Origin of the sequence: Snodgrassella sp. ESL0304, from assembly GCF_013344995.1 — a bacterium.
Classification (GTDB): Bacteria; Pseudomonadota; Gammaproteobacteria; order Burkholderiales; family Neisseriaceae; genus Snodgrassella; species Snodgrassella alvi.
Map to the genome: position 1 here is coordinate 1 of NZ_JAAEDR010000019.1, position 21,108 is coordinate 21,108.

General features: G+C 44.6%; 16 protein-coding genes. 6 read left to right on the top strand and 10 right to left on the bottom strand.

Annotation, left to right across the window (positions count from 1 at the left end; translation table 11 throughout):
* Window positions 1-3: 3 nt before the first annotated feature.
* The 4 genes from GYX91_RS10840 to metE all read right to left on the bottom strand — a co-directional run bounded on the left by GYX91_RS10840 (window position 4) and on the right by metE (window position 4,798).
* Entirely contained in the window at window positions 4-447 is a 444-nt protein-coding gene (locus GYX91_RS10840) for a DUF6201 family protein (protein WP_025331799.1), read from the bottom strand.
* A gap of 222 nt (window positions 448-669) precedes the next feature.
* Window positions 670-1,623 (bottom strand): DUF6402 family protein, encoded by a 954-nt coding sequence (locus GYX91_RS10845; RefSeq protein WP_078475247.1) that lies wholly within the window; start codon window positions 1,621-1,623, stop codon window positions 670-672.
* Between the two features lie 2 nt (window positions 1,624-1,625).
* A complete protein-coding gene (locus GYX91_RS10850; protein WP_144235862.1) occupies window positions 1,626-2,120 on the bottom strand; it encodes a PAAR domain-containing protein in 495 nt (164 codons plus the stop codon).
* Between the two features lie 404 nt (window positions 2,121-2,524).
* Window positions 2,525-4,798, bottom strand: a complete 2,274-nt coding sequence (metE, locus tag GYX91_RS10855; RefSeq protein WP_041879778.1) for a 5-methyltetrahydropteroyltriglutamate--homocysteine S-methyltransferase — start codon at window positions 4,796-4,798, stop codon at window positions 2,525-2,527.
* 300 nt (window positions 4,799-5,098) lie between these two features.
* On the opposite strand from metE, the gene GYX91_RS10860 reads away from it, so the two are divergent.
* The 3 genes from GYX91_RS10860 (at window position 5,099) to GYX91_RS10870 (ending at window position 8,954) form a co-directional block, all read left to right on the top strand.
* The gene (locus GYX91_RS10860) at window positions 5,099-6,031 is read left to right on the top strand and encodes a LysR family transcriptional regulator (protein WP_078475248.1); all 933 of its coding nucleotides are present in this window, start codon (window positions 5,099-5,101) and stop codon (window positions 6,029-6,031) included.
* Between the two features lie 233 nt (window positions 6,032-6,264).
* Complete coding sequence (locus GYX91_RS10865) at window positions 6,265-8,484, top strand: UvrD-helicase domain-containing protein (RefSeq protein ID WP_174830804.1); 2,220 nt, start codon at window positions 6,265-6,267, stop codon at window positions 8,482-8,484.
* 50 nt (window positions 8,485-8,534) lie between these two features.
* The gene (locus GYX91_RS10870) at window positions 8,535-8,954 is read left to right on the top strand and encodes an HIT family protein (protein ID WP_025331807.1); all 420 of its coding nucleotides are present in this window, start codon (window positions 8,535-8,537) and stop codon (window positions 8,952-8,954) included.
* Window positions 8,955-9,490: 536 nt separating this feature from the next.
* Here GYX91_RS10870 and dnaJ read toward each other — a convergent pair.
* Together dnaJ and GYX91_RS10880 are read right to left on the bottom strand one after the other, a co-directional pair.
* Entirely contained in the window at window positions 9,491-10,603 is a 1,113-nt protein-coding gene (gene dnaJ / locus GYX91_RS10875; protein WP_038649101.1) for a molecular chaperone DnaJ, read from the bottom strand.
* 281 nt (window positions 10,604-10,884) lie between these two features.
* Window positions 10,885-12,774 (bottom strand): ribonuclease catalytic domain-containing protein, encoded by a 1,890-nt coding sequence (locus GYX91_RS10880; RefSeq protein WP_174830805.1) that lies wholly within the window; start codon window positions 12,772-12,774, stop codon window positions 10,885-10,887.
* A 907-nt stretch (window positions 12,775-13,681) separates the two neighbouring features.
* On the opposite strand from GYX91_RS10880, the gene GYX91_RS10885 reads away from it, so the two are divergent.
* Both GYX91_RS10885 and GYX91_RS10890 read left to right on the top strand, forming a co-directional pair.
* The gene (locus tag GYX91_RS10885; RefSeq protein WP_025331809.1) at window positions 13,682-13,909 is read left to right on the top strand and encodes an exodeoxyribonuclease VII small subunit; all 228 of its coding nucleotides are present in this window, start codon (window positions 13,682-13,684) and stop codon (window positions 13,907-13,909) included.
* Window positions 13,893-14,789 (top strand): polyprenyl synthetase family protein, encoded by an 897-nt coding sequence (locus GYX91_RS10890; protein ID WP_238791346.1) that lies wholly within the window; start codon window positions 13,893-13,895, stop codon window positions 14,787-14,789. The genes GYX91_RS10885 and GYX91_RS10890 overlap by 17 nt, the downstream gene beginning before the upstream one ends.
* Before the next feature lie 107 nt (window positions 14,790-14,896).
* Here GYX91_RS10890 and GYX91_RS10895 read toward each other — a convergent pair whose 3' ends face one another.
* Window positions 14,897-15,466, bottom strand: coding sequence for an L-threonylcarbamoyladenylate synthase (locus GYX91_RS10895; protein ID WP_174830806.1), 570 nt, complete (start codon window positions 15,464-15,466; stop codon window positions 14,897-14,899).
* A gap of 100 nt (window positions 15,467-15,566) precedes the next feature.
* Between GYX91_RS10895 and GYX91_RS10900 the strand changes: the two genes are divergently transcribed.
* Complete coding sequence (locus GYX91_RS10900) at window positions 15,567-16,340, top strand: HesA/MoeB/ThiF family protein (RefSeq protein ID WP_174830807.1); 774 nt, start codon at window positions 15,567-15,569, stop codon at window positions 16,338-16,340.
* Between the two features lie 14 nt (window positions 16,341-16,354).
* Here GYX91_RS10900 and GYX91_RS10905 read toward each other — a convergent pair whose 3' ends face one another.
* From GYX91_RS10905 to GYX91_RS10915, 3 genes are all read right to left on the bottom strand, one after another.
* Complete coding sequence (locus GYX91_RS10905; RefSeq protein WP_084548547.1) at window positions 16,355-17,560, bottom strand: MFS transporter; 1,206 nt, start codon at window positions 17,558-17,560, stop codon at window positions 16,355-16,357.
* Window positions 17,561-17,603: 43 nt separating this feature from the next.
* Complete coding sequence (locus tag GYX91_RS10910; protein WP_174830808.1) at window positions 17,604-18,470, bottom strand: patatin family protein; 867 nt, start codon at window positions 18,468-18,470, stop codon at window positions 17,604-17,606.
* Between the two features lie 398 nt (window positions 18,471-18,868).
* The coding region (locus tag GYX91_RS10915) for a YadA family autotransporter adhesin (protein WP_174830809.1) at window positions 18,869-21,108 on the bottom strand (2,240 nt) is incomplete at its 5' end.

Consider the following 21,108-nt stretch of genomic DNA (forward strand, 5'->3'; position numbering starts at 1 on the left):
TCTTTAATGCTGATTATGCTCTATATCACCGTATACTTCCTTGATTTTATTTTTTATATCAGCGTCACTCCAGTCCTCTTCTGAATATCTTAATAATTTACTGTCTTTAGTAGGAATAAACAAAGGATTTACATTATCGTATAGATAAGCATAATGGGGGGAATGCCATATTTTCTTACCTTGTTTGTTATATAAAACATAAAAATATCGCTTCCCCTGTATCAATTTATAAACCGCCAATGGAGTTGTTGGCAGATGCTCATATACATTTATGTAATACTCACGATCCTCTCCGTTTATTGTATTGCACAGATTAAAATCACCATAAAAACTGGAGGACGAGAAAAACCACCACCACATCACCATAATTAACACTAATATAATTTTTATAAATACAGCATTTTTGCGTAGTATATTTTTAAAAAATATATGGATATTATGTTTCATTTTATTTCCTATGGTTTTGTTTAATTTGATATTGATATTAATATCATCATAACCATCACTTTTTCTAAAAAAGCTAAATATTTTTCATCACGCCCGGAAAATTTTAATCCGGCATCAATATCTATTCAGGAAATAGTCAAACCAAATAATTTCCAACTTTGCGGAAATGGTTATAAATAATCAATAGAAATCAAACCAGACAAAGCTGAAAAAATTTCTAAATTATTTAGCATCTAATTTAATTTCTCTATGCTCATCTAAAGGGTCATCCCAGTAAACATCCGAAAAAACTACAAAATCAATACCAGTTTTTTTATTTTCCTGCCATTTTCTGAAATCACTATTCCAAACCATTGCATAATTTTGCATAGCCAAATTATATATTCGCTCCCAATTTTTTGAGTCAAAAAGATTTAGATATTCTTTCGCCTTTGCAGCACCAAGCATTTCATTTTTATTCCAGACACCCAGAAATTGCCTACCGAGAAAATCATAGGTATCTTTTATATAAAAACCGATTTTTTCAGTGATAAAGACATTTTTTCCGCCACGTACCGTTTGATAACCACATGGCACAATTTTTAATGTTGACAAGCCTATCGCGCCCATAAAATCATCAATGGCCATTCCAGATCCGTAGTAACTATAGTAGCTGTAGCCGGAACCGGAGGCACCAGAAATACCGGAAAGGCCGTAATAAGAATCGTAAGGACCGTAAGTACCGTAAGGGCCGTAATCAGCTTTTCCAATTTTAGTTGAATTTACATATAAATTTGTATCAATTATTTTAACATCATTTAGTTTTTCAAGCTTACCTTTATTTTTAATAAGTCTTTTTTGTAGCTCTTCTAATCCCCTTTCACTTCGCCATTCTTTCTTTAAATATTTAATCGCTTTCTGTACAGGTTCAAATTTCATTGCCCATTGCATTTTTACAATAGAATCATTTACATGTTCGGGCGGTATATTTATTGCCGGTCCTGTTACATAAAGAGTTTTTGTCTCATCAGTGAAAGGTTTAGCCGGTTTTCCGTTAAACCAGTGCCGCATCAGCTGTGCTGCAACTTTCCAGCCCATTTTATCCATAGCAGCAGGAATCTGGTCTAAGGTAAAAATATCTGCATTCAGAGTAGTCTTGGGTGCTGATTTCATAGTGTGGGTTTTTAATTCTGCCATAATTACATCCCTATCTCAGTTTGAACTAAATAGCTTACTTCTATCTGCTCAGGCTGCGAAGTTTGTACGGTATGCATATGTCCATCGCAGTTTGATTCTCCCGTTACGATACCTGAAGCCGTTTTGATAGCATAAGCCACACCATAAGTATTAACGTTTTCAGGGGTTTTAATATAAAAGCGGCGGGAATACGGCATACTGCTAACAGATTTAGATAGTCTGTCTTCAATATAGCTGTCAGTTATGGAAGGAATTAAGCGTGCTTTACATGGACAAGTACTGATACTGCTGATTGAACCAGCTAATTTTTTTGATGGATTAAACATATTGACGACTCCTCCGGTAATACGGTAGGTTCCGCTATGTCTTCCACAGGTAACCCAATCGCCCTCCCATGCGGCAGCACTACCATGCCATAAGATCATACTGTCACCACTGATAATTTTACCGCCACAAGTCGTACGATCCCCAACTCTTAAAAAATATCCTTTAGCCAACTTTATCTCCCAAGTAATTAAAAAATTTTCATTAGATAAATGACAATTAAAATTCTATTAATAAATAAAATTTACAACAATAGTAAACTATTATTAGTTTATATTAATTGAGTTAGATTAAATTTTTTTACCCATTGTAAATAATAATGAATAGGGTTTGTCTGATATTGGATAAATATTTTATCGGATATCAGTAATATTTAATGATATATGCATAAATTATGTATTTATATGATGAACTGAGTATTTACTCAGATATATTCCAATTTATAAGCACATACAGATGCCTGATTATCTTGTTTGATTAAAAGTAAAATTAACTAAAATATTATTGGTATATTCTACCAATCGAGCATACAAAACCGCCCCGGCAAACCGGGGCGGTGTGATAAGCTAAATCTGAATTATGCAGTTAATTCTGCACGCAGTTTTTTGGTTACATTAACCATAACTTCCAGTGCTGCTTTGGTTTCCGGCCATCCGCGTGTTTTCAGACCACAATCCGGATTTACCCACAACCGACGCTGATCAATGACTTTCAGTGCTTTACGCAACAGATGTTCGACTTCGGCTTCGGTAGGCACACGCGGGCTGTGGATATCATATACACCGGGGCCGATATCATTCGGATAGCTGAATTTAACAAAAGCATCCAGTAATTCCATATCAGAACGGGAAGTTTCAATGGTAATTACATCAGCATCCATGCTGGCAATAGCCGGCAGAATATCATTAAATTCAGAATAGCACATATGTGTATGAATCTGAGTGCTGTCATCCGCATCAGTGGAAGTGAGGCGGAATGATTCACATGCCCAGGCCAGATATTCATCCCATTGCGCACGTTTCAGCGGCAAGGCTTCACGAATGGCCGGCTCATCAATCTGAATAACACGAATACCGGCTTTTTCCAGATCCAGTACTTCGTCGTTCAGTGCCAGCGCAATCTGTTTGCACACCAGACTTAATGGTACATCGTTGCGTACAAAACTCCATTTCATCATGGTTACCGGTCCGGTAAGCATACCTTTCATCGGGCGTTTGGTCAGAGATTGTGCATAAGAAGACCAGGCAACAGTCATGGCTTTCGGGCGTGCCACATCACCAAAAATAATCGGTGGTTTAACACAGCGGGAACCATAGCTCTGTACCCAGCCATACTGAGTAAAGCAGTAACCATCCAGCTGTTCACCAAAGTATTCAACCATATCATTGCGCTCAGCTTCACCATGTACCAGTACATCGATATCCAGCTGTTCCTGCTGCTCAACACAGTAGGCAATGTCTTTTTTCATGGCCGCTTCGTAATCGGCAGCGCTCAGTTCACCCTTTTTAAAGGCAGCGCGTGCCTGACGAATTTCCTGTGTTTGCGGAAATGAACCGATAGTGGTGGTTGGCAGCAAAGGCAGATTCATCCATTGCTGTTGTTTTTCAATCCGTTGTGCAAACGGGCTATGACGCTGGTCGGCATGTTCGCGCAGGCTGGCTACGCGTTGTGCAACTTTATCATTATGAATCAGTTTACTGGTTTTGCGTCCGGCAGCCGCAGCATCAGAAGCAGCAAGAGCTTCCTGTACGGAATCTTTACCGTGTGCCAGTGCCTGTTTGATGATACCCAGTTCCTGTAGTTTCTGGGCAGCAAAGGCAAGCCAGTTTTTGATTTCAGGGTTAAGTTTCTCCTCTACACTTAAATCCTGCGGACTATGCAACAGTGAGCAACTCGGCGCAATCCATAAATTATTACCCAGCTGAGTAGCTACCGGCGCCAGCAGTTCTATCACTTCACGCAGATTGGCGCGCCATACGTTACGTCCGTCGATCAGACCAACCGACAATACTTTATTTTCCGGCCATGCATTGGCAAATTCAGCCAGTTGCTCAGGTGCCCGCACACAATCAATATGTACGCCGTTAACCGGCAGGTTTTTGAGCAGATTAATATGTTCGGCAACGCTGCCAAAATAGGTGCCGATAATAATACGGGTACCGGTAATCGCCAGCTCCTGATAAGTGGGAGCAAAGGCATCCAGCCACTCACGGGCAATATCTACGGCAAGAATCGGTTCGTCAATCTGTATCCAGTCAACACCGGCATTGGCCAGTTCACGTAACAGTTTCTGATATTCAGGCAGCAGACGCGGCAATAATTCCAGACGATTATGACCGGCATCTTTTTCTTTACCCAGCCACAACAGAGTAAGCGGACCCACCAGTGTAGGTTTAATATCATGTCCGGTGGCTTTGGCTTCTTCTATCTGGGCAATCAGACTGGCTGCATTGGCCTTGAAACTGGTGTTCTGATGCCATTCAGGTACGATATAGTGGTAGTTGGTATCAAACCATTTGGTCATTTCCATTGCTACCTGACTGGCATTACCGCGTGCCAGTTCAAAATACTGAGACAGGGTCAGTTTATCTGCGTCAAAACCAAAACGTGCCGGAATGGCGCCCAGTGCACACAGTGTATCCAGTACGTGGTCGTAATATGAAAAATCACCTACCGGCAGCAGATCGGCACCAGCGGCAATCTGGGTTGCCCAGTTTTTCTGGCGGATATCTGCCGCTGTCTGGCGCAGCTCGGCTTCGCTTTTTGCGCCTTTCCAGAATGCTTCAACGGCAAATTTTAATTCACGCTTGGCACCAACACGCGGATAACCAGACAGATGGAATGTATTCATATTTGTTTCTCCCTATTACGAATGATGGATTTCAATAACGACCAGTGTGCGTGAGTTATGATATTACGACAAGCGATAAATTTTGCAGTTCTGTATGAATTTTTTTAATACTATATTTCAGGCTAGTGTTATCCAAGAGTATGATATGGTATACAGGTGTTAAGTTTGTAAATAGATAACTGGCTATCAGTAAGGTAATTATTGTTCTATTCATATAAATGATATTTATAAGCAGTCTGGCTGTTTATGAATTTTTTAACTTGAATTTGTAGTTAAAAATACTCATCAAAGGCGGAATACATGGAGTCGATTATTGAACTGCGCCATCTGCGCACTTTGCTGGCTCTGGAAGAAACCGGCAGCGTATCGATGGCGGCAAAAAGGGTTTTTCTGACCCAGTCTGCACTTTCACACCAGATTCGTGTTCTGGAACAGTTTTATGGTACCCCCCTGTTTGAACGTAAATCCAACCCGATTCACTTTACTCCGGTAGGTGTGCGGCTGTTACAGCTGGCACGAGAAATCACGCCACTGGTTACAGTAGCAGAGCTGGATATGGCACAGATAATTGAAGGTGAGGCAGGAGAGCTGAGGGTAGCGGTAGAGTGCCATACCTGCTTTGACTGGCTGATGCCGGCCATGGATGCTTTCCGGGCGCTGTGGCCTAAAGTAGAGCTGGATATTGTCTCCGGCTTTCAGGCCGATCCGGTTGGGTTATTGCTGACTCACCGTGCTGATCTGGCAATCGTATCCGAATATGCTCCGCAGCCGGGGATTATTTTTCAGCCATTGTTTGCCTATGAAATGGTCGGCATTTGCGCGAAGGATCATCCGCTGGCGGCTAAAAGTGTATGGCAGGCTCAGGATTTTGAGAATGAAACACTGATCACCTATCCGGTACCGGATGATATGCTGGATTTACTGCGTAAGGTTTTAAAACCGGCCGGGGTACAGCCGGCACGGCGTAACAGTGAACTGACGATAGCCATTATTCAGCTGGTTTCCAGCCGGCGCGGCATTGCTGCCTTGCCTTACTGGACGGTTATGCCGTATCTGGAAAAAGGCTATGTAGTAGCACGGCAGATTGGTGATGTACCGCTGCAAAGTGAATTGTATGCCGCCATGCGCGAAACAGACAGTAATAAAAGCTATCTGGATAATTTCTGCCAGATTGTGCGCGAACGCAGCTTTGCCGACTTACCCGGACTCAGCCCGCTCAGCACGCCGGACTAATCTGCAACCGGCAATCTGATTTATTAAAGGAGCAGGGCAGATATTCGGCAAAGCGCTGATATTTTGCTCTGCTCTTTTTTGGTATCGTCAGCCAGAATTTTACGCAACATACATTGTCCTGCTTAAGCTCAGTTTGTGCAGATGTCAGATAAATCTTCTTGTGCTGCATAAAATAAGCCATAAGCATATTTTTCAAAGCGATTTTTCAGGCTTAATCAGCTACAATAAGCGCTATGGAAATTTTATCTTCTGCCGGTCTGCTGACCGGTCTTAATAGTGAACAATTAGCCGCCGTTACCTGGCCTGCACAACCGGCACTGGTACTGGCGGGTGCAGGAAGTGGTAAAACCAGAGTACTAACCACACGTATTGCCTGGTTATTGCAGACTGGTCAGGCCAGTGTACACAGCATTCTGGCCGTTACCTTTACCAATAAGGCGGCTAAAGAAATGCAATTGCGCCTGAGCACGCTGTTACCGGTTTCGGTACGGGCGATGTGGCTGGGGACTTTTCACGGGCTGTGCCATCGGTTTTTACGACTGCACCATCAGGAAGCAGCACTGCCTAAGACATTTCAGATTCTGGATATGGGTGATCAGCTTTCTGTAGTCAAGCGCTTGCTCAAACAACTGAATATTGCTGAAGAAATTATCTCACCGCGCAGTCTGCAGGGATTCATTAATGCACAAAAAGAAAACGGATTGCGTGCTTCGCGTTTATCGGCCCGCGACCCGCATGAACGGCAAATGATTGAATGTTATGCCGCCTATGACAGTTTGTGCCGGAATGAAGGTGTAGTGGATTTCGCGGAATTAATGTTACGCAGTTATGAAATTCTGCAGAGTAATGAAATATTGCGCAATCATTACCAGAACCGTTTTAATCATGTGCTGATTGATGAATTTCAGGATACAAATAAATTACAGTATGCATGGCTAAAATTACTGGCCGGAGAGCATGCAGCGGTTTTTGCTGTGGGAGATGATGACCAGAGTATTTATCGCTTTCGCGGTGCCGAAGTAGCCAATATGACCCGCTTTCTGAATGAATTTCATGTTGGCGAACCCATCCGGCTGGAACAAAATTACCGTTCGGTAGGCAATATTCTGACAGCAGCCAACGCGGTGATTGCACACAACGCCAGCCGTCTGGGTAAAAATCTGCACACTCAGGCCGGCGATGGAGAAAAAATCCGTGTGCTTCAGGCAATTAATGATCTTGAAGAAGCACAGTTTGTGGTTGATGAAGTGAAGGCTTTACACCGCGAAGGGCTGAATTATATGCAGATGGCTGTACTGTATCGCAGTAATGCCCAGTCGCGGGTTCTGGAACAGGCTCTGTTCCGCGCCGGTATACCTTACAAAATTTATGGCGGCCTGCGCTTTTATGAGCGTCAGGAAATCAAACATGCACTGGCTTACCTGCGTCTGGCGGTTAACCCCAATGATGATAATGCCTTATTACGCGTAATCAATGTGCCGGCACGTGGCATCGGTGCGCGGAGTGTTGAAAACATTCAGGCAGCAGCCAATGAAGCTCATACTTCGTTATGGCAGGCGGCCATCAGTTTATCAGCGAAAAACAGTAAAATTGCTGCTTTTATCCGCCTGATTGAAAATTTACAGCAACAGGCTGCGCAAGTTTCTCTGCAGGAACTGATGGCTGCTGCCATCTATGATAGCGGTCTGATGGAACACTACCGTACCCAGAAAGGTGAACAGCAGGAACGCATCAATAACCTGGAAGAATTACTGAATGCGGCAGTGGCATTTAAACCGCAGGAATCCGGTTTTGATATGGAACCTGAGTATGATGAAAACGATCCTTTATTTCCGGTACTGTCTTTTTTAAGTACTGCCTCACTGGAAGCAGGAGAGCATCAGGCCGGACAGGGTGAAGATGCCTTGCAGTTAATGACTGTGCATGCAGCCAAGGGGCTGGAATTTGACGGTGTATTTCTGACAGGGCTGGAAGAAGGTTTATTCCCCAGTGAATACAGCATGGCCGAACGCGACGGGCTGGAAGAAGAGCGGCGCCTGATGTATGTAGCGATTACCAGAGCACGTAAGCGCCTGTATTTAACAATGGCAGAACAACGCCTGTTACACGGACAAACGCATTTTGCCCTGCCATCACGCTTTGTGGATGAAATACCGGAAGAGGTATTGCAATATTTGTCTGCTCACAGAAACTCTCTGATAGCCCGGCAGCAGTCCACGCAGCGAACCAATCCGTTTCACAGCCGCAGCAAACTGGCAGAAACACAGGAGAGCACGGATTTTGACGGCTTTCAGCTAGGACAGAATGTTTATCATGAACGTTTCGGCACAGGTGTCATCATAGATGCTACCCGGAAAGCTGAAGGGGCACGCCTGACCATCAATTTCGGTAAACAGGGGATTAAAGAGCTAGATACCGTATTTGCCAAAAGCAAGCTAAGTATTATTTCTTAAACAATTGCTCAGGTAACGGCTGGTAAGCAAAAGCCTGAGAGGAGACAGTCATGCAACAATACGACAGTAACAATATCTTTGCCCGAATTATCCGTGGTGAAATTCCTTGCCATAAAGTTTATGAGGATGAGCAGACACTGGCCTTTATGGATGTGATGCCACAGGCACGCGGCCATGTACTGGTAATTCCTAAATGTGAAGCAATAGAGTTAACTGACATGCCGCAAGATTACCTTGCTGCCGTATTCAGTGCAGCCAAAAAGATTATTAATGCGCAACGTAAAGTGTTACATCGTAATGGCGTTGTGCAATTACAGTTGTCCGGCGAACAGGCTGGTCAGTCTGTATTTCATTATCACATTCATCTGATTCCCGGACATATTCATGAACTGGGTAAACATGAAAGTGTGGCTGCTGATCAGGCAGAACTGGCGCAGCTGGCTGCACAATTACGTGCAGAACTGGCCTGACCATTTTTTGAGTCAATAATTATCCACAGAATTATCCACAGATAATCAGTAAAATAAATAGTATTTATTATGTCATAACCCTTGTTTTATAAGGGATTAAGCATAAAGACTGATTTTTATCCAGTTAAATACTACAAATTTGTCCACAATGATTCAGTTGTTGTACCAAATCTCCCTGTCGCTCCTGCACCTTTCGGTAAACGGAGCGATAATTTATTTCCTGGTCAATACAGATTAAATTGTTCAGTCAGTTTCAGCTTAAACGCCTTTGTGATTACACACTAGCCATATCCTGCATATTTAGCGGAATTTAATTCACTAAAACGCCTGCTTACGCTTTTCATCAACAGGAAATGCGACAAATCATTTTTTTCTGCCAGTTTCAGCAGAAGCAAGCCTTAACCGGCCTGTATCTTTTCTTCTGATAACAAAAGCCCGCAGAAAAATTATGCTCTGCGGGCTTTTACACAGTATAACCAGTATTAATTATTCATACATCCGGAATAAACACTTCTAAACTGTGGTACTTTCGTATTTTATTCAAATAAATCGCGCAGTTTGTCCATGAATGATTTTTGCCGCGGCGTCTGAGCCCTATCCATACCGGTAGAGATTTTTTCAAACTCTTCCAGTAATTCACGCTGACGATCGGTCAGATTTACCGGTGTCTCTACCACGATATGACAATATAAATCACCCACAGCAGCCGAACGTACAGATTTAATTCCTTTACCACGTACCCGCATGCGACGACCGGTTTGTGTTTCTTTCGGAATATTCAGTTTAACTTTACCATCCAGCGTAGGCACCTCAACCTCCCCGCCAAGCGCTGCTATCGTAAAACTGATAGGCAATTCACAGTGCAGATCCATGCCGTCACGCTCAAAGACCGGATGCGGGCGCACGTTCACCATCACATATAAATCACCGGCAGGCGCACCATGCTTACCGGGTTCACCTTCACCGCTCAGGCGGATACGCTGACCGTCATCAATACCGGCCGGAATAGAAACCTCAACAGTCTTGCGGGTTTTTACCAGTCCGTCGCCATGACATTTAACACACGGATCCTTAATCTGTTTACCACTGCCGTGACAGGTCGGGCAGGTCTGCTGTAACTGAAAAATGGCCTGCCGTACGTGAACGACACCACTGCCGCCACACATGCTGCAGGTAGTGGCTGAAGTCCCGACTTTAGCACCACTGCCGTGACAGACATCACATTCTTCATGAGTAGGAATAGTGATTTTTTTCTTAATACCGCGCGCAGCCTCTTCCAGACTGATTTCAATATTATATTGTAAATCAGCGCCCTGATTATTCTGCTGCGACCGTCCGCCGGCTCCGCCGCCAAACATCTGGCTGAAAATATCACCAAAATCAAAACCGCCGGAAAAGCCGCCGGCTCCGGCACCCATATTGCCGTCTACACCGGCATGTCCAAACTGGTCATAAGCAGCACGTTTTTGAGAATCAGACAATACTTCATAAGCACGCTGTACTTCTTTAAATTTTTCTTCGGCGTTTTTATCGCCCTGATTACGGTCAGGATGGTATTTCATGGCCAGCTTACGATAAGCTTTTTTGATTTCCTCATCCCCTGCAGTACGGCTTATACCCAGTACTTCATAAAAATCTACTTCAGTCATAATTTTATTCCAAAGGTTTGCAGGCAACCTGCTCTTAAACAGCAGGATGCCTGAACAGCAAAACCGGATAGATAATAGAAATGCAACCCATATATGGGCTGCATGTATAAAAACAAGGTTTTAAGTAAAAGTTATTTCTGACCGAAGCACAATCATACGGCCTGAAAACAATCAGGCAGACAAAGAATCAACGGTCACACCCGTATATTTATACTGTCAGCAAAGTAGCCAATCTAATCGTGCACCATCCATCAGGTAATCTTCAAAGCATTTTAAATAATTCAGCCGGATATTTGGCTGACATTATCTGCCGGCAGCAAAACATTAATATAGTTTAGTCCGACACTTACCTGTATCGGATCGATTCCGGTTATCGATACCTTCATCCGGCATTTTGGCATGGCATCAACCGGTACACCGTTAACACGGCTTACCAGTGGCAGGCCTTCAATACGCACTAAATCATCACGTATTAACTGAGCGGTCAGCTCCTGCAACTGTTCCTGCTGAATATATATCAGACTCCAGTATGCTTCCATATGGCGCTGAAAATCATTGTAGGCTGCATAAGCCGACTCAAAATCACGCAATACCGCAAACAGCATGGCATCCTGCGGTTCAAAACGTGGCTCTGCGTCCGGATCCAGTAAACTGATCAGCTGCTTCTGGTTAATATAATCAGTAGCACGGCGCAGTGGTGAAGTAAACCAGGCATAATGTTTCAGCCCCAGACCAATATGCGGCTCAGACTGAGTACTCATCCGTACTCTGCCGGTAGGCTGTACACGGAATAATCCAGCCATTTCAGCCTCGTCCAGCATCTGCGCCCAGGTGCTGTTGGCAAAAATCATCAGCTCACTGACCAGCGTATCAATTGGTGCTCCGCGTTCACGCACACTGATATGTACAGTATTATCCGCCCCAAGCTTAATTCCATAATCGTACTGCGGTAAACGTTCCGGATCATATTTACCCCGCGCCTGCATTCTGGCCACAGCAAAATCATATAACCAGTTCATTTCATGCTGATGTGCAAAAGCTTCCGTATCACCGCGCGGCTGCAAAGGCTGAAATGCCTGCTCAATATTTTCAATACGTAAATTACAGTCTATATACACCGATTCAATTCGTGATTCATAACGTATCACCTCAAACTGCGGATTGATTTCTGCATACAGACTGACTGCCGGTCGTGCTGCTCCTTCATCCAGACTGAAAGCAGCTATCCAGTTATCCGGCAGCATGGTAATTTTACTGCCGGGATAATACACAGTACTTAAACGTTCAAATATCAGCTTTTCCAGCAAAGACTCAGCATCTATTGCCAGAGCCGGGGCAGCTATATGAATTCCGACCAGTTTGTTGCCATTGGGCAGGTCACGCACACTGAATGCATCATCTACCTCACTGGTTTCAATGTCATCAATGGAAAATGCGCTTACTGAGGTATCGGCATCTGGCAGATTGTGCATAACCGGTACAGGATAATGACCACAATCCGCACCTTTGGGAAACTGAGTAAGTAAAAAACCATCCAGAAAATATTCAGGCAAAGGCGGTACTGCACCAACACTCTGGAGCAGGGCAAACAGTGAGGTTTTTTTCTGATCAGCAGCTTTGACCACTGCTTTGTATTTCAGACTTTGTTTATCAGGTGCATGCAGAATCATTTTGGCTTCAGCAGCAATCTCATCCGGCAGGCGACCGGCCAGCAATTCCTGTATCCAGCCATTGACTTGTTCTTCCTGCTGTTTGCGCCGTTCAATGGCTGCCAGCGCCTGCTGTAATGTTTCTGCCGGCGCAGCTTTGAATACACCTTTATTTTTTTTGTAAAAATACATAGGCGCTGCATACAGAGCCATCAGTGTGGCTGCCAGCTCAATATTCCCGCTGCTATTGCCAAAATATTCACTGGCTGCACTGGCTGCGGTAAATTCACTTTCAGTGCCTACCGCTTCCCAGAGCAGACTGATATCAATACCGGCAGCTGCTTCAGCAGCCTGTTGTAAAAATTGCGCAGCATCACCATCAAACACCAGAAAAACGTGGCTGGCCTTGATTTTTGCCCGCTTACCATGTTGTGTATTAACCAGAAAAGTAGCATCATTTTCCTGAACTATTTCCGCTACTTTAAACTGACCTGACTCCTCATAAAAAATTTGTTTACCCATAACGCCTACTTAAAACAAAGAAACTACTCAAGTAATCTGTAAAACAGATTCAGAAACCACTATTTATTCGATTATAAACGACAGTACTCAATCTTCGCTTCTATGCCTGCTCTGCTACTCTGTTCCAGACAACCGTATCTGTATAAATAGTTCACCATTATTCCTCCTCAGGCTTCCCTGTTTTGCATATATCCGATTGTCAAATCATACAAATTAAATAATTCTATGTTTTAATTTTCCATTAAAACAATTACTTAAAGTTAGCACAATATAATTATGCTTTAAACAACATTATGCTTTAAAACCAGATAAATAAACAGCAAAAAAACACCTGCTGACAAATAAAATCCATAATAATGAACTAATTTTAAAAAACTCCAAAAGCATAATATGCTGGAAATATTTCGATATATATAAAGTTATACACCGTACAACCGGCAACAATAGTAAGTATTACCGAAAATTAAAACATATGCTAAAAAAATAATACAAAAAACCAAAATTTATTTGATTTTTTTACATAAAACTGTTTTCCGCCTGCTATTTCAAACATCAGCATCAGATAACAATTTATATAATTAATATATGAATATATTAATTTTTACAAATAACTTTTTATTCTTACGGTTAAAAAAACAATTTCTATATCTAGAGAAGCAAATATTGATTTAAATTTGCCTTTATCTGAATAAAATATCTGTATTATTATTCATTACATGAATAAATTCTGTTGCATATAAAAATATTATTACTGATTATATAAGCACATTACTTTTAATAACACAAACTGAAATATACTTCATCCGGTTATCAGCTGATTCTGACTAATTGTATGATACAGATATCCGCAGCAATAGCCATAGTGCGAGTGTTACAATAGCCATAAATTCATGTAAAGACCTATAATATGAAGAAAATAACCCCCAAAAGCTATGAAGAAGCTATCCAGCAACTGGAAAAAATAACTGAATCCATGCAAAACAATGATCTTCCGCTGGAAGAATCACTGGCTGCATATGAATATGGTCAGGAACTGGTGCAATACTGCCAGCAGAAGCTGGCTGAGGTAGAACAAAAACTACAGGTACTGGATAATGGTGAATTAAAGGAGCTGAAGCTTGAAACAGGGGAGTAATTTTGCCGACTGGCAAAAACAAGTACAGATACATACAGAAGAGACATTAACCCGATTACTTCCCCCAGCCGGACAACTTCCCGCACCACTGATTGAAGCCATGCGCTATGCGGCGCTGGATGGCGGTAAACGGTTGCGGCCGATGCTGGTTCTGGCGGCGGCGGAGCTGGGTAATGCGGTTACAGAAGCCGCAGATTATGCTCTGGCTGCAATCGAATGCATACATATCTATTCGCTTGTGCACGACGATATGCCGGAGATGGATAACGACAGTCTGCGACACGGAAAACCTGCCTGTCACATACAATATACACCGGCAACAGCCTTACTGGTTGGTGATGCCCTGCAAAGTATGGCATTCAGCCTGCTGAGCCGGCCAACTGGTCTGGACGCTGCGCGTCAGCTGCAAATGATACAGACTCTGGCACAGGCTGCCGGCTGTCATGGCATGGCCGGCGGACAGGCTATCGATTTAGCCTGCGTAGGGGTAGGTCTGAATCAGGCCGAGCTGGAACACATGCACCAGTTGAAGACAGGTGCGCTGATCAGAGCAGCAGTTACACTGGGCGGACTTTGCTGTCAGGATATCAGCCAGCAGGCATTAATCGCACTCGACCATTATGCCGCTCATCTGGGTCTGGCTTTTCAGGTTATTGATGATGTACTGGATTACGAGCAGGATAGCAGCACACTGGGTAAAACCGCCGGAAAAGATGCCCGGACTAATAAACCTACCTACGTTAGTCTGATGGGGCTGACTACAGCACGCCAGTATGCAGAAAATCTGGTACAACAGGCTATTGATGCTTTAAGCGATTTTGACCAGCGTGCATCTCATCTTCGCGCACTGGCGCAATTTGTCGTTGCCCGCAATCATTAAAAATGTGCTAAGTAACAGCAAACTACAAATATATAAACATTGTCTGCGCAGTAATTCTGTAAATTACAGATATAAATTATTTACAAATCAGCTTATTAATAAAATAACTAACGCAGCCGCTTACCGGAAGCCCAGTCAATAATCTGGCTGGGCTGTTTTCTTCCGCCGGTGCGCCCCCCCAGAATTATCACCTGTTTTCCAAACTGACGTCTGACTTCACGTTCGGTACGACAGGTTTTTTTTCCCGCCCGGTTACAAGAAGTAGATACCAGCGCCGTACCTGCTGCTCTGCATAAAAACCGGGCAGTTGCCAGGTCCGGAACCCGTACAGCCAGAGTTTGCCGGCCCCGCCCGCGTAACACAGGTGAAACCTGTTTGCGTACCGGTAACAGTAAAGTTCTGGGTGCCGGCCACTGCCGGCTGACAGCCGCTATATCGGTTGCGGACAAAGGTGCGAGCAAAGGCTGTAATTGAGTGAAATCAGCAGCAATAACAATCAGCCCTTTATGTTGCGGTCGCTTTTTCAATGCAATGACTTTACGCACCGCCGGCACACAATCTGGCAGACAACCCAGCCCATAACTGCCTTCTGCAGGATAGGCAATCAAACCGCCACGATGCAGATGACTACGCAGACGATATAAAAACCGACCGGACGGACGGGCAGGATGGCGCATAAATATTCTGAGAAACTAGACTAAACTATTATAATAGCAGGGCAGAATAAACCAGACTACACCTGTACCAGTCACAACCACCCAACTACCAGAGACAATCATGATTACTGATGAACAACTATTGCGTTACAGCCGTCATATATTACTGGATAAGCTGGATATTGCCGGACAGGAAGCAATTCTTGCTGCCCGTGTTCTGGTAATCGGTGCCGGCGGTCTGGCACATCCGGCTCTGACTTATCTGGCTTCCAGCGGAATAGGGCATATTACCGTTGTGGATAACGACACTATCGAAATCAGTAATCTGCAACGCCAGTTCTGGTTTAATGATCAAGATATCGGTCAGGCAAAAGCCGCGATATTGTGCCGGCAGCTACAGACACAATATCCGCAGACCCAATTACAACCCATTGTAGCCAGAGCAGATGCCAACCTGTTAGAGCAACTGGTTCAGCATACCGATATCATTCTGGATTGTACCGACAATTTTGCCAGCCGCCGGCTGATTAATCAGGTCTGTTTTAATGCACGCAAACCATTGGTTTCGGCCTCTGCACTGGTATTTGCCGGTCAGCTGGCAGTATATGATTTTCGTGATGGTCGCGGCCCCTGCTATCAATGCCTGTTTGAAGGAGAAATGAATGATGAAGGTGCCAGTTGTGCCAAAAACGGAGTTTTTGCACCTTTACTCGGTATTATGGGCGCGGCACAGGCCAGTGAAGCATTGCAGATAATTGCCGGTATTCACCCTGACGGCTGCTGGCTACACTGTTTTGACGCCTGTTCTTTTCAATGGCAGCGCCTGCAGCTGGCTGCCAATCCAGATTGTCCGGTATGCGGGCAGGCAGTTTTATCCACAGAAATTTGTGGATAAAACTGTGGATATTTTTATTCCTGAAAATCAGATAACTTGCGATCTTTACCGGCATTCCAGCCAGACACAGTAATAACGACCGCGGCAATAAACATCAGACACAATGCCGGAAACCAGGAATGCATCATGTCATGCAGAGCGCCCATCAGGACTGGACCCACAGCTGCAAACAGATAGCCACAGGTTTGTGCCATTCCGGATAACAGCACTCCTTCAGTAACACTGCTGCTGCGTAAACTGAAAAACATCATGCTTAGACAGAAAGCCCCGCTGATGCCCAGCCCCAGCAACAGCACTGCCGGAAAATAACAGCTGCGCCATGGCGACATCAGCAATAATACCGACAAGATTAAAGCCACGCCGCACATCGACCCTATCCAGTGCTGCTGCTTTAATCTGGCTGCATAAATCGGTATCAGCAAATTGGTTGGTATCATCACCAGCTGCATCAGCCCGAGCCAGCCACCGGCTTCCGTTGCTGATACACCGGCTTTGGCTACAATCTGCGGCAGCCAGCTAACTGTAGAATAAAACAGAAACGACTGAAATCCCATAAACAGCGTTACCTGCCAGGCCAGCGGATTACGCCACAGGTGTATCTTTACCTGACGTGCACGTACAGCCGCCTTGGGCACAGCATTGGCTGCTTTAAAAGGCAGCCACCAGATAACCATAGCCACCAGCGCCGGTAGTACCCAGATTACCAGAGCACCGCGCCAGCCCCATAGATTACTGTGAGCAAGCGGGGCACTTAAAGCAGAACCGGCCGCACCGCCCATATTCATCACCAGTGCATATAATGCAGTAACCAGTCCCATTTTAAACGGAAAATACTGCTTTACCATACTGGGAATCAGTACATTGCCAACAGCAATGGCACAGCTGAGCAAAGCCGTACCTGTCAGCAGCAGAAACAGCCCGGAACCACAGCGCAGCACCAACCCCAGCGTTAATATCCACAAAGCAAAAAAGACCATCTGCTCCGAGCCCAGACGTGCTGCAAGCCTGGGGATAAAAATCGAAAACAGACCAAATGTCAGCAATGGTACCGTAGTCAGCATGCCGGCCAGCGTACTGCTTATCTGCAGCTGCGTCTGAATATTCTGTAACAGGGGACCCACACCAGTCAGCGGGCCGCGTAAAACAAATGCCAAAGCCAGAATAGCAACAAAAAGACTAAGCCGGTGCTGTGTTTTCGATACAGTCGAATCCGTTTTCATTACTTCACCAAATTACTCGTTTACCTTTAAGGCAAAAAAACTATTAATTTACCGGCCATTGCTGCAATAATGCACGGCCGCATTCCAGACCGGCTGCATAACTGTAGCGTAAACGGCCGGCATCCCGGCACAGACGTCCGGCCATTTTGCCATCATCCGGAGGATTAATTTCAATAATATACCGGCAGTTTTCAGGCTGCCGCATCCATGTCAGGGTAGTATTATAATGCTTTACCCGCTGCCGTAATGCCTGAGCAAACCCGCTGACCGGCAAACGCCTTGCCAGCAGACTGTCACCCAGACTACCTTTCTTCACATAATTGTGCGCTCTGGTACGAATTACTATCACACAACCGATGTCCGGCTGAGACAGAGTCCACTGTACCGGCAAGGCATCAGCTACTCCGCCGTCAAAATAAAATCCTCCGCCAATTGCTACCGGTTTACGAATCATAAACGGAATTGAACTCGAAGCACGCAGTACTTCCAGAAAAGAATCGGGCTGAGCCACAGCATACTCCGGCTCACCGCTAACAGCATTACTTAAAACAACTCTGAAATCACGCTGTCGTGCAAACATACGCTCACAATCCAGCGGATTTTCCTGTTGTACAACCTGCCACAACCAGTCAATATCCATCAGGTCGCCGCCACGGATAAAGCGTGCCCAGCTGATAAACTCCGGCCGGCAGGACTGATCAAGCAGTATAGCCAGATTACGCCCTTCCTGTCCGGCCAGATAACTGGCAATAGTACTGGCTCCGGAAGATACTCCGACCAGTAAACTAAACGGGTTAAAATCTGCCTGTAAGAAAGCATCAGTAACACCGCTGCTGAATGCAGCACGCATTCCACCGCCTTCTACAACCAGTGCAGTTTGCTTTCCGGCTGTCTGCTGATTAGCATGCATGTTGGCATTCCTATGTTTATGTAATAATATTTTAATGTTATTAAATATATAATACTGACTATAGTAAATCAATAAAGCCAGCCGGCGCACAGTATCTAAATATTAATATCTTCTACGGCTTCTGTATGTGTAAATCAGCCTGTCAATATCCGGTACACACACTAGAATTTTATGATTTTTTCAATCTGAACCATACCAATTATAACTAAATACTTTCAGATTAATCCTGTGCTTGGGAACCACTTTATCCATAAAATCGATGCCAATTGATTCATCCGTAAACCGGGAAGATACAGTATATCCGCCATCTTTTATCTCTTAACATTTTTCCAAACCATAAAAAAACTTCCGGATTCAGATAAATCCGGAAGTTAGTCAGACTACTGAGTAAAAACAGTTTAATTTCGACCCCACTTAAAGCCGACACCGGCATTAAAGCCAACTTCTTTGCCTGTAGTGGAAACACCTGCACCCCAGCCAATATTACCGCTGTTACTCATGGCTTTATAATTAGCTCCTACCGCAGTATAGCCACGATAAGTACCTACACCCACACCGACAGCCTGTTCACCGGCATTCAGAGAAGGCAGATAAGCGCCGGACAGAGCCATGGCCAGTGCCGTACCGGAATAGGCGCGGCGTTCAGTCCGCTGAACACGATCATTTACCTGATTTACATACTTATTGATGTTGGTAATCTGATTATTCACACCCTTAAGCTGAGCCACATTGACTGCATCAGTATCAGCCGTACCCGCGGCAACCCCGGTTATCTGACGGTATACACCTTTCGATGCATCTCCTACAGATACCGCTCCTTCTGTACTCTTCGTTGCCCGGATTGCTGCTGCCTGCTGCTGCGTTGCCGTTACCGGTATATAGCCCTCTTTACCGGCTGCTGTATTTGCCACCGATCCGGATCCAAGTGCTACGCCTCCGCTCTGAGTTACTTTCGCCTGACTGCCCAGAGCAACACCATTGGCTGACGATGCGCTGGCAGAATCACCTATGGCAACTGCTGAGGTGCCGCTGGCCATTGATGCACCGCCTATTGCCACTGAATCAACTCCCTGAGCGATTGAGGCTGCTTTTGCTGAGTTACTCTTTGCATATTTAGTGCCGTAATCCTGAATATTCCGCAGAGCGTCAGCCACATTATCAGCAGTTACTATATTGCCTGTCGGCGTAGTAGTTTCATATTTAGGCGGTGTAATCTGACCTGTACTTGGATCATATCCGCTTGGCTTACCCAAACCGGCAGTTATACTAGAAAGCTGACTTTCTGTTCTTTTACTGATTGCAGTTGACAGACTCGACAGTGCATCACTAGAAATAGTGCCAGTGCCTGCGGGCAGACCGTCTACTGCTGTTGACAGGCTTGACAAACCAGTTGACAAGGTATTGATACTTTGTTGTACATCCCACAACTGACCAGCATTCACTGCATCAAGAGAACCGGCTGCTATACTAGCGCTTTTAACACCGGTAATTCTCTGTCCTTCAATACTTCCGCGAGCAGCATCATAAACTTTACTACTATTATTCCATTGTAACGCATTCGCATTCAGATCAGAGATACTGGTAAGCATATTAGAAATACTGGTACTCATACTGCCCAAGTTTGTGCCACCCAAAGATGTTGACAAAGAACTCAGACCGGTAGACAGCGAAGTTTTTACTTCGTATAACTGGCCGCCATTTACCGCATCATGCGAACCTGCACTTACATCACCATTTGCCAGATTCACAATTTTGCGATAAGGAGTAGAACCATCACGAGTCATACCGTTGTTGGTTTGGCCTGCATCAAATCCGTCTTTATCACTATTCCATGTGATCGTATGCTCTTCTAGATAATCCACTCGTCCCTTTATGGATTTAGAAGTGCTTGCCAAGGTTTCTACACTCTTTGAAAGACCTTCATATCCGGTGGACAGAGAACTACTTATACTGGAGATCTGAGGAGAAACATTTTCGAAAACAGTTGAGGAAACAGTTGTTAACAGACTGCTCAGACCGGTTGAAGCTGAGGTGGACAGAGCAAAGAACTGACCTCCGTTAATTGCATCAGTTGAATGTGCTGATACATCACCGGCAGCTACATGGGTAATTCTTTGTGCACTATCGCTTCCATGACTGGCATCGTATGCACTAATACCGCCATTCCATTGCAGGGCATCCTGATTCAATGAAGATACCTGATTATTGATACTGGCATATCCGCTTGACAGGCTGTTTATGCTGCTATTAGCTGTGTTCAGACCGGTTGACAGGCTGGATACGTTTTGATTTACATCTTTCAGGTTATCAGCAATGATTGTGGATATGCTACCCTGCTGAATGTCTGCCATGCTGCTCATGCTGGTTGACAGACTGTTCAGTCCGGTTGAGGCTGAGCTGGACAGAGCAAAGAGCTGACCTCCGTTAATTGCATCGGTTGAATCTGCTGATACATTACCGGCTGCTACATGGGTAATTCTTTGTGCACTTCCGCTTCCATGACTGGCATCGTATGCACTAATACCGCCATTCCATTGCAGGGCATCCTGATTTAATGAAGATACCTGATTATTGATACTGGCATATCCGCTTGACAGGCTGTTTATGCTGCTATTAGCTGTGTTCAGACCGGTTGACA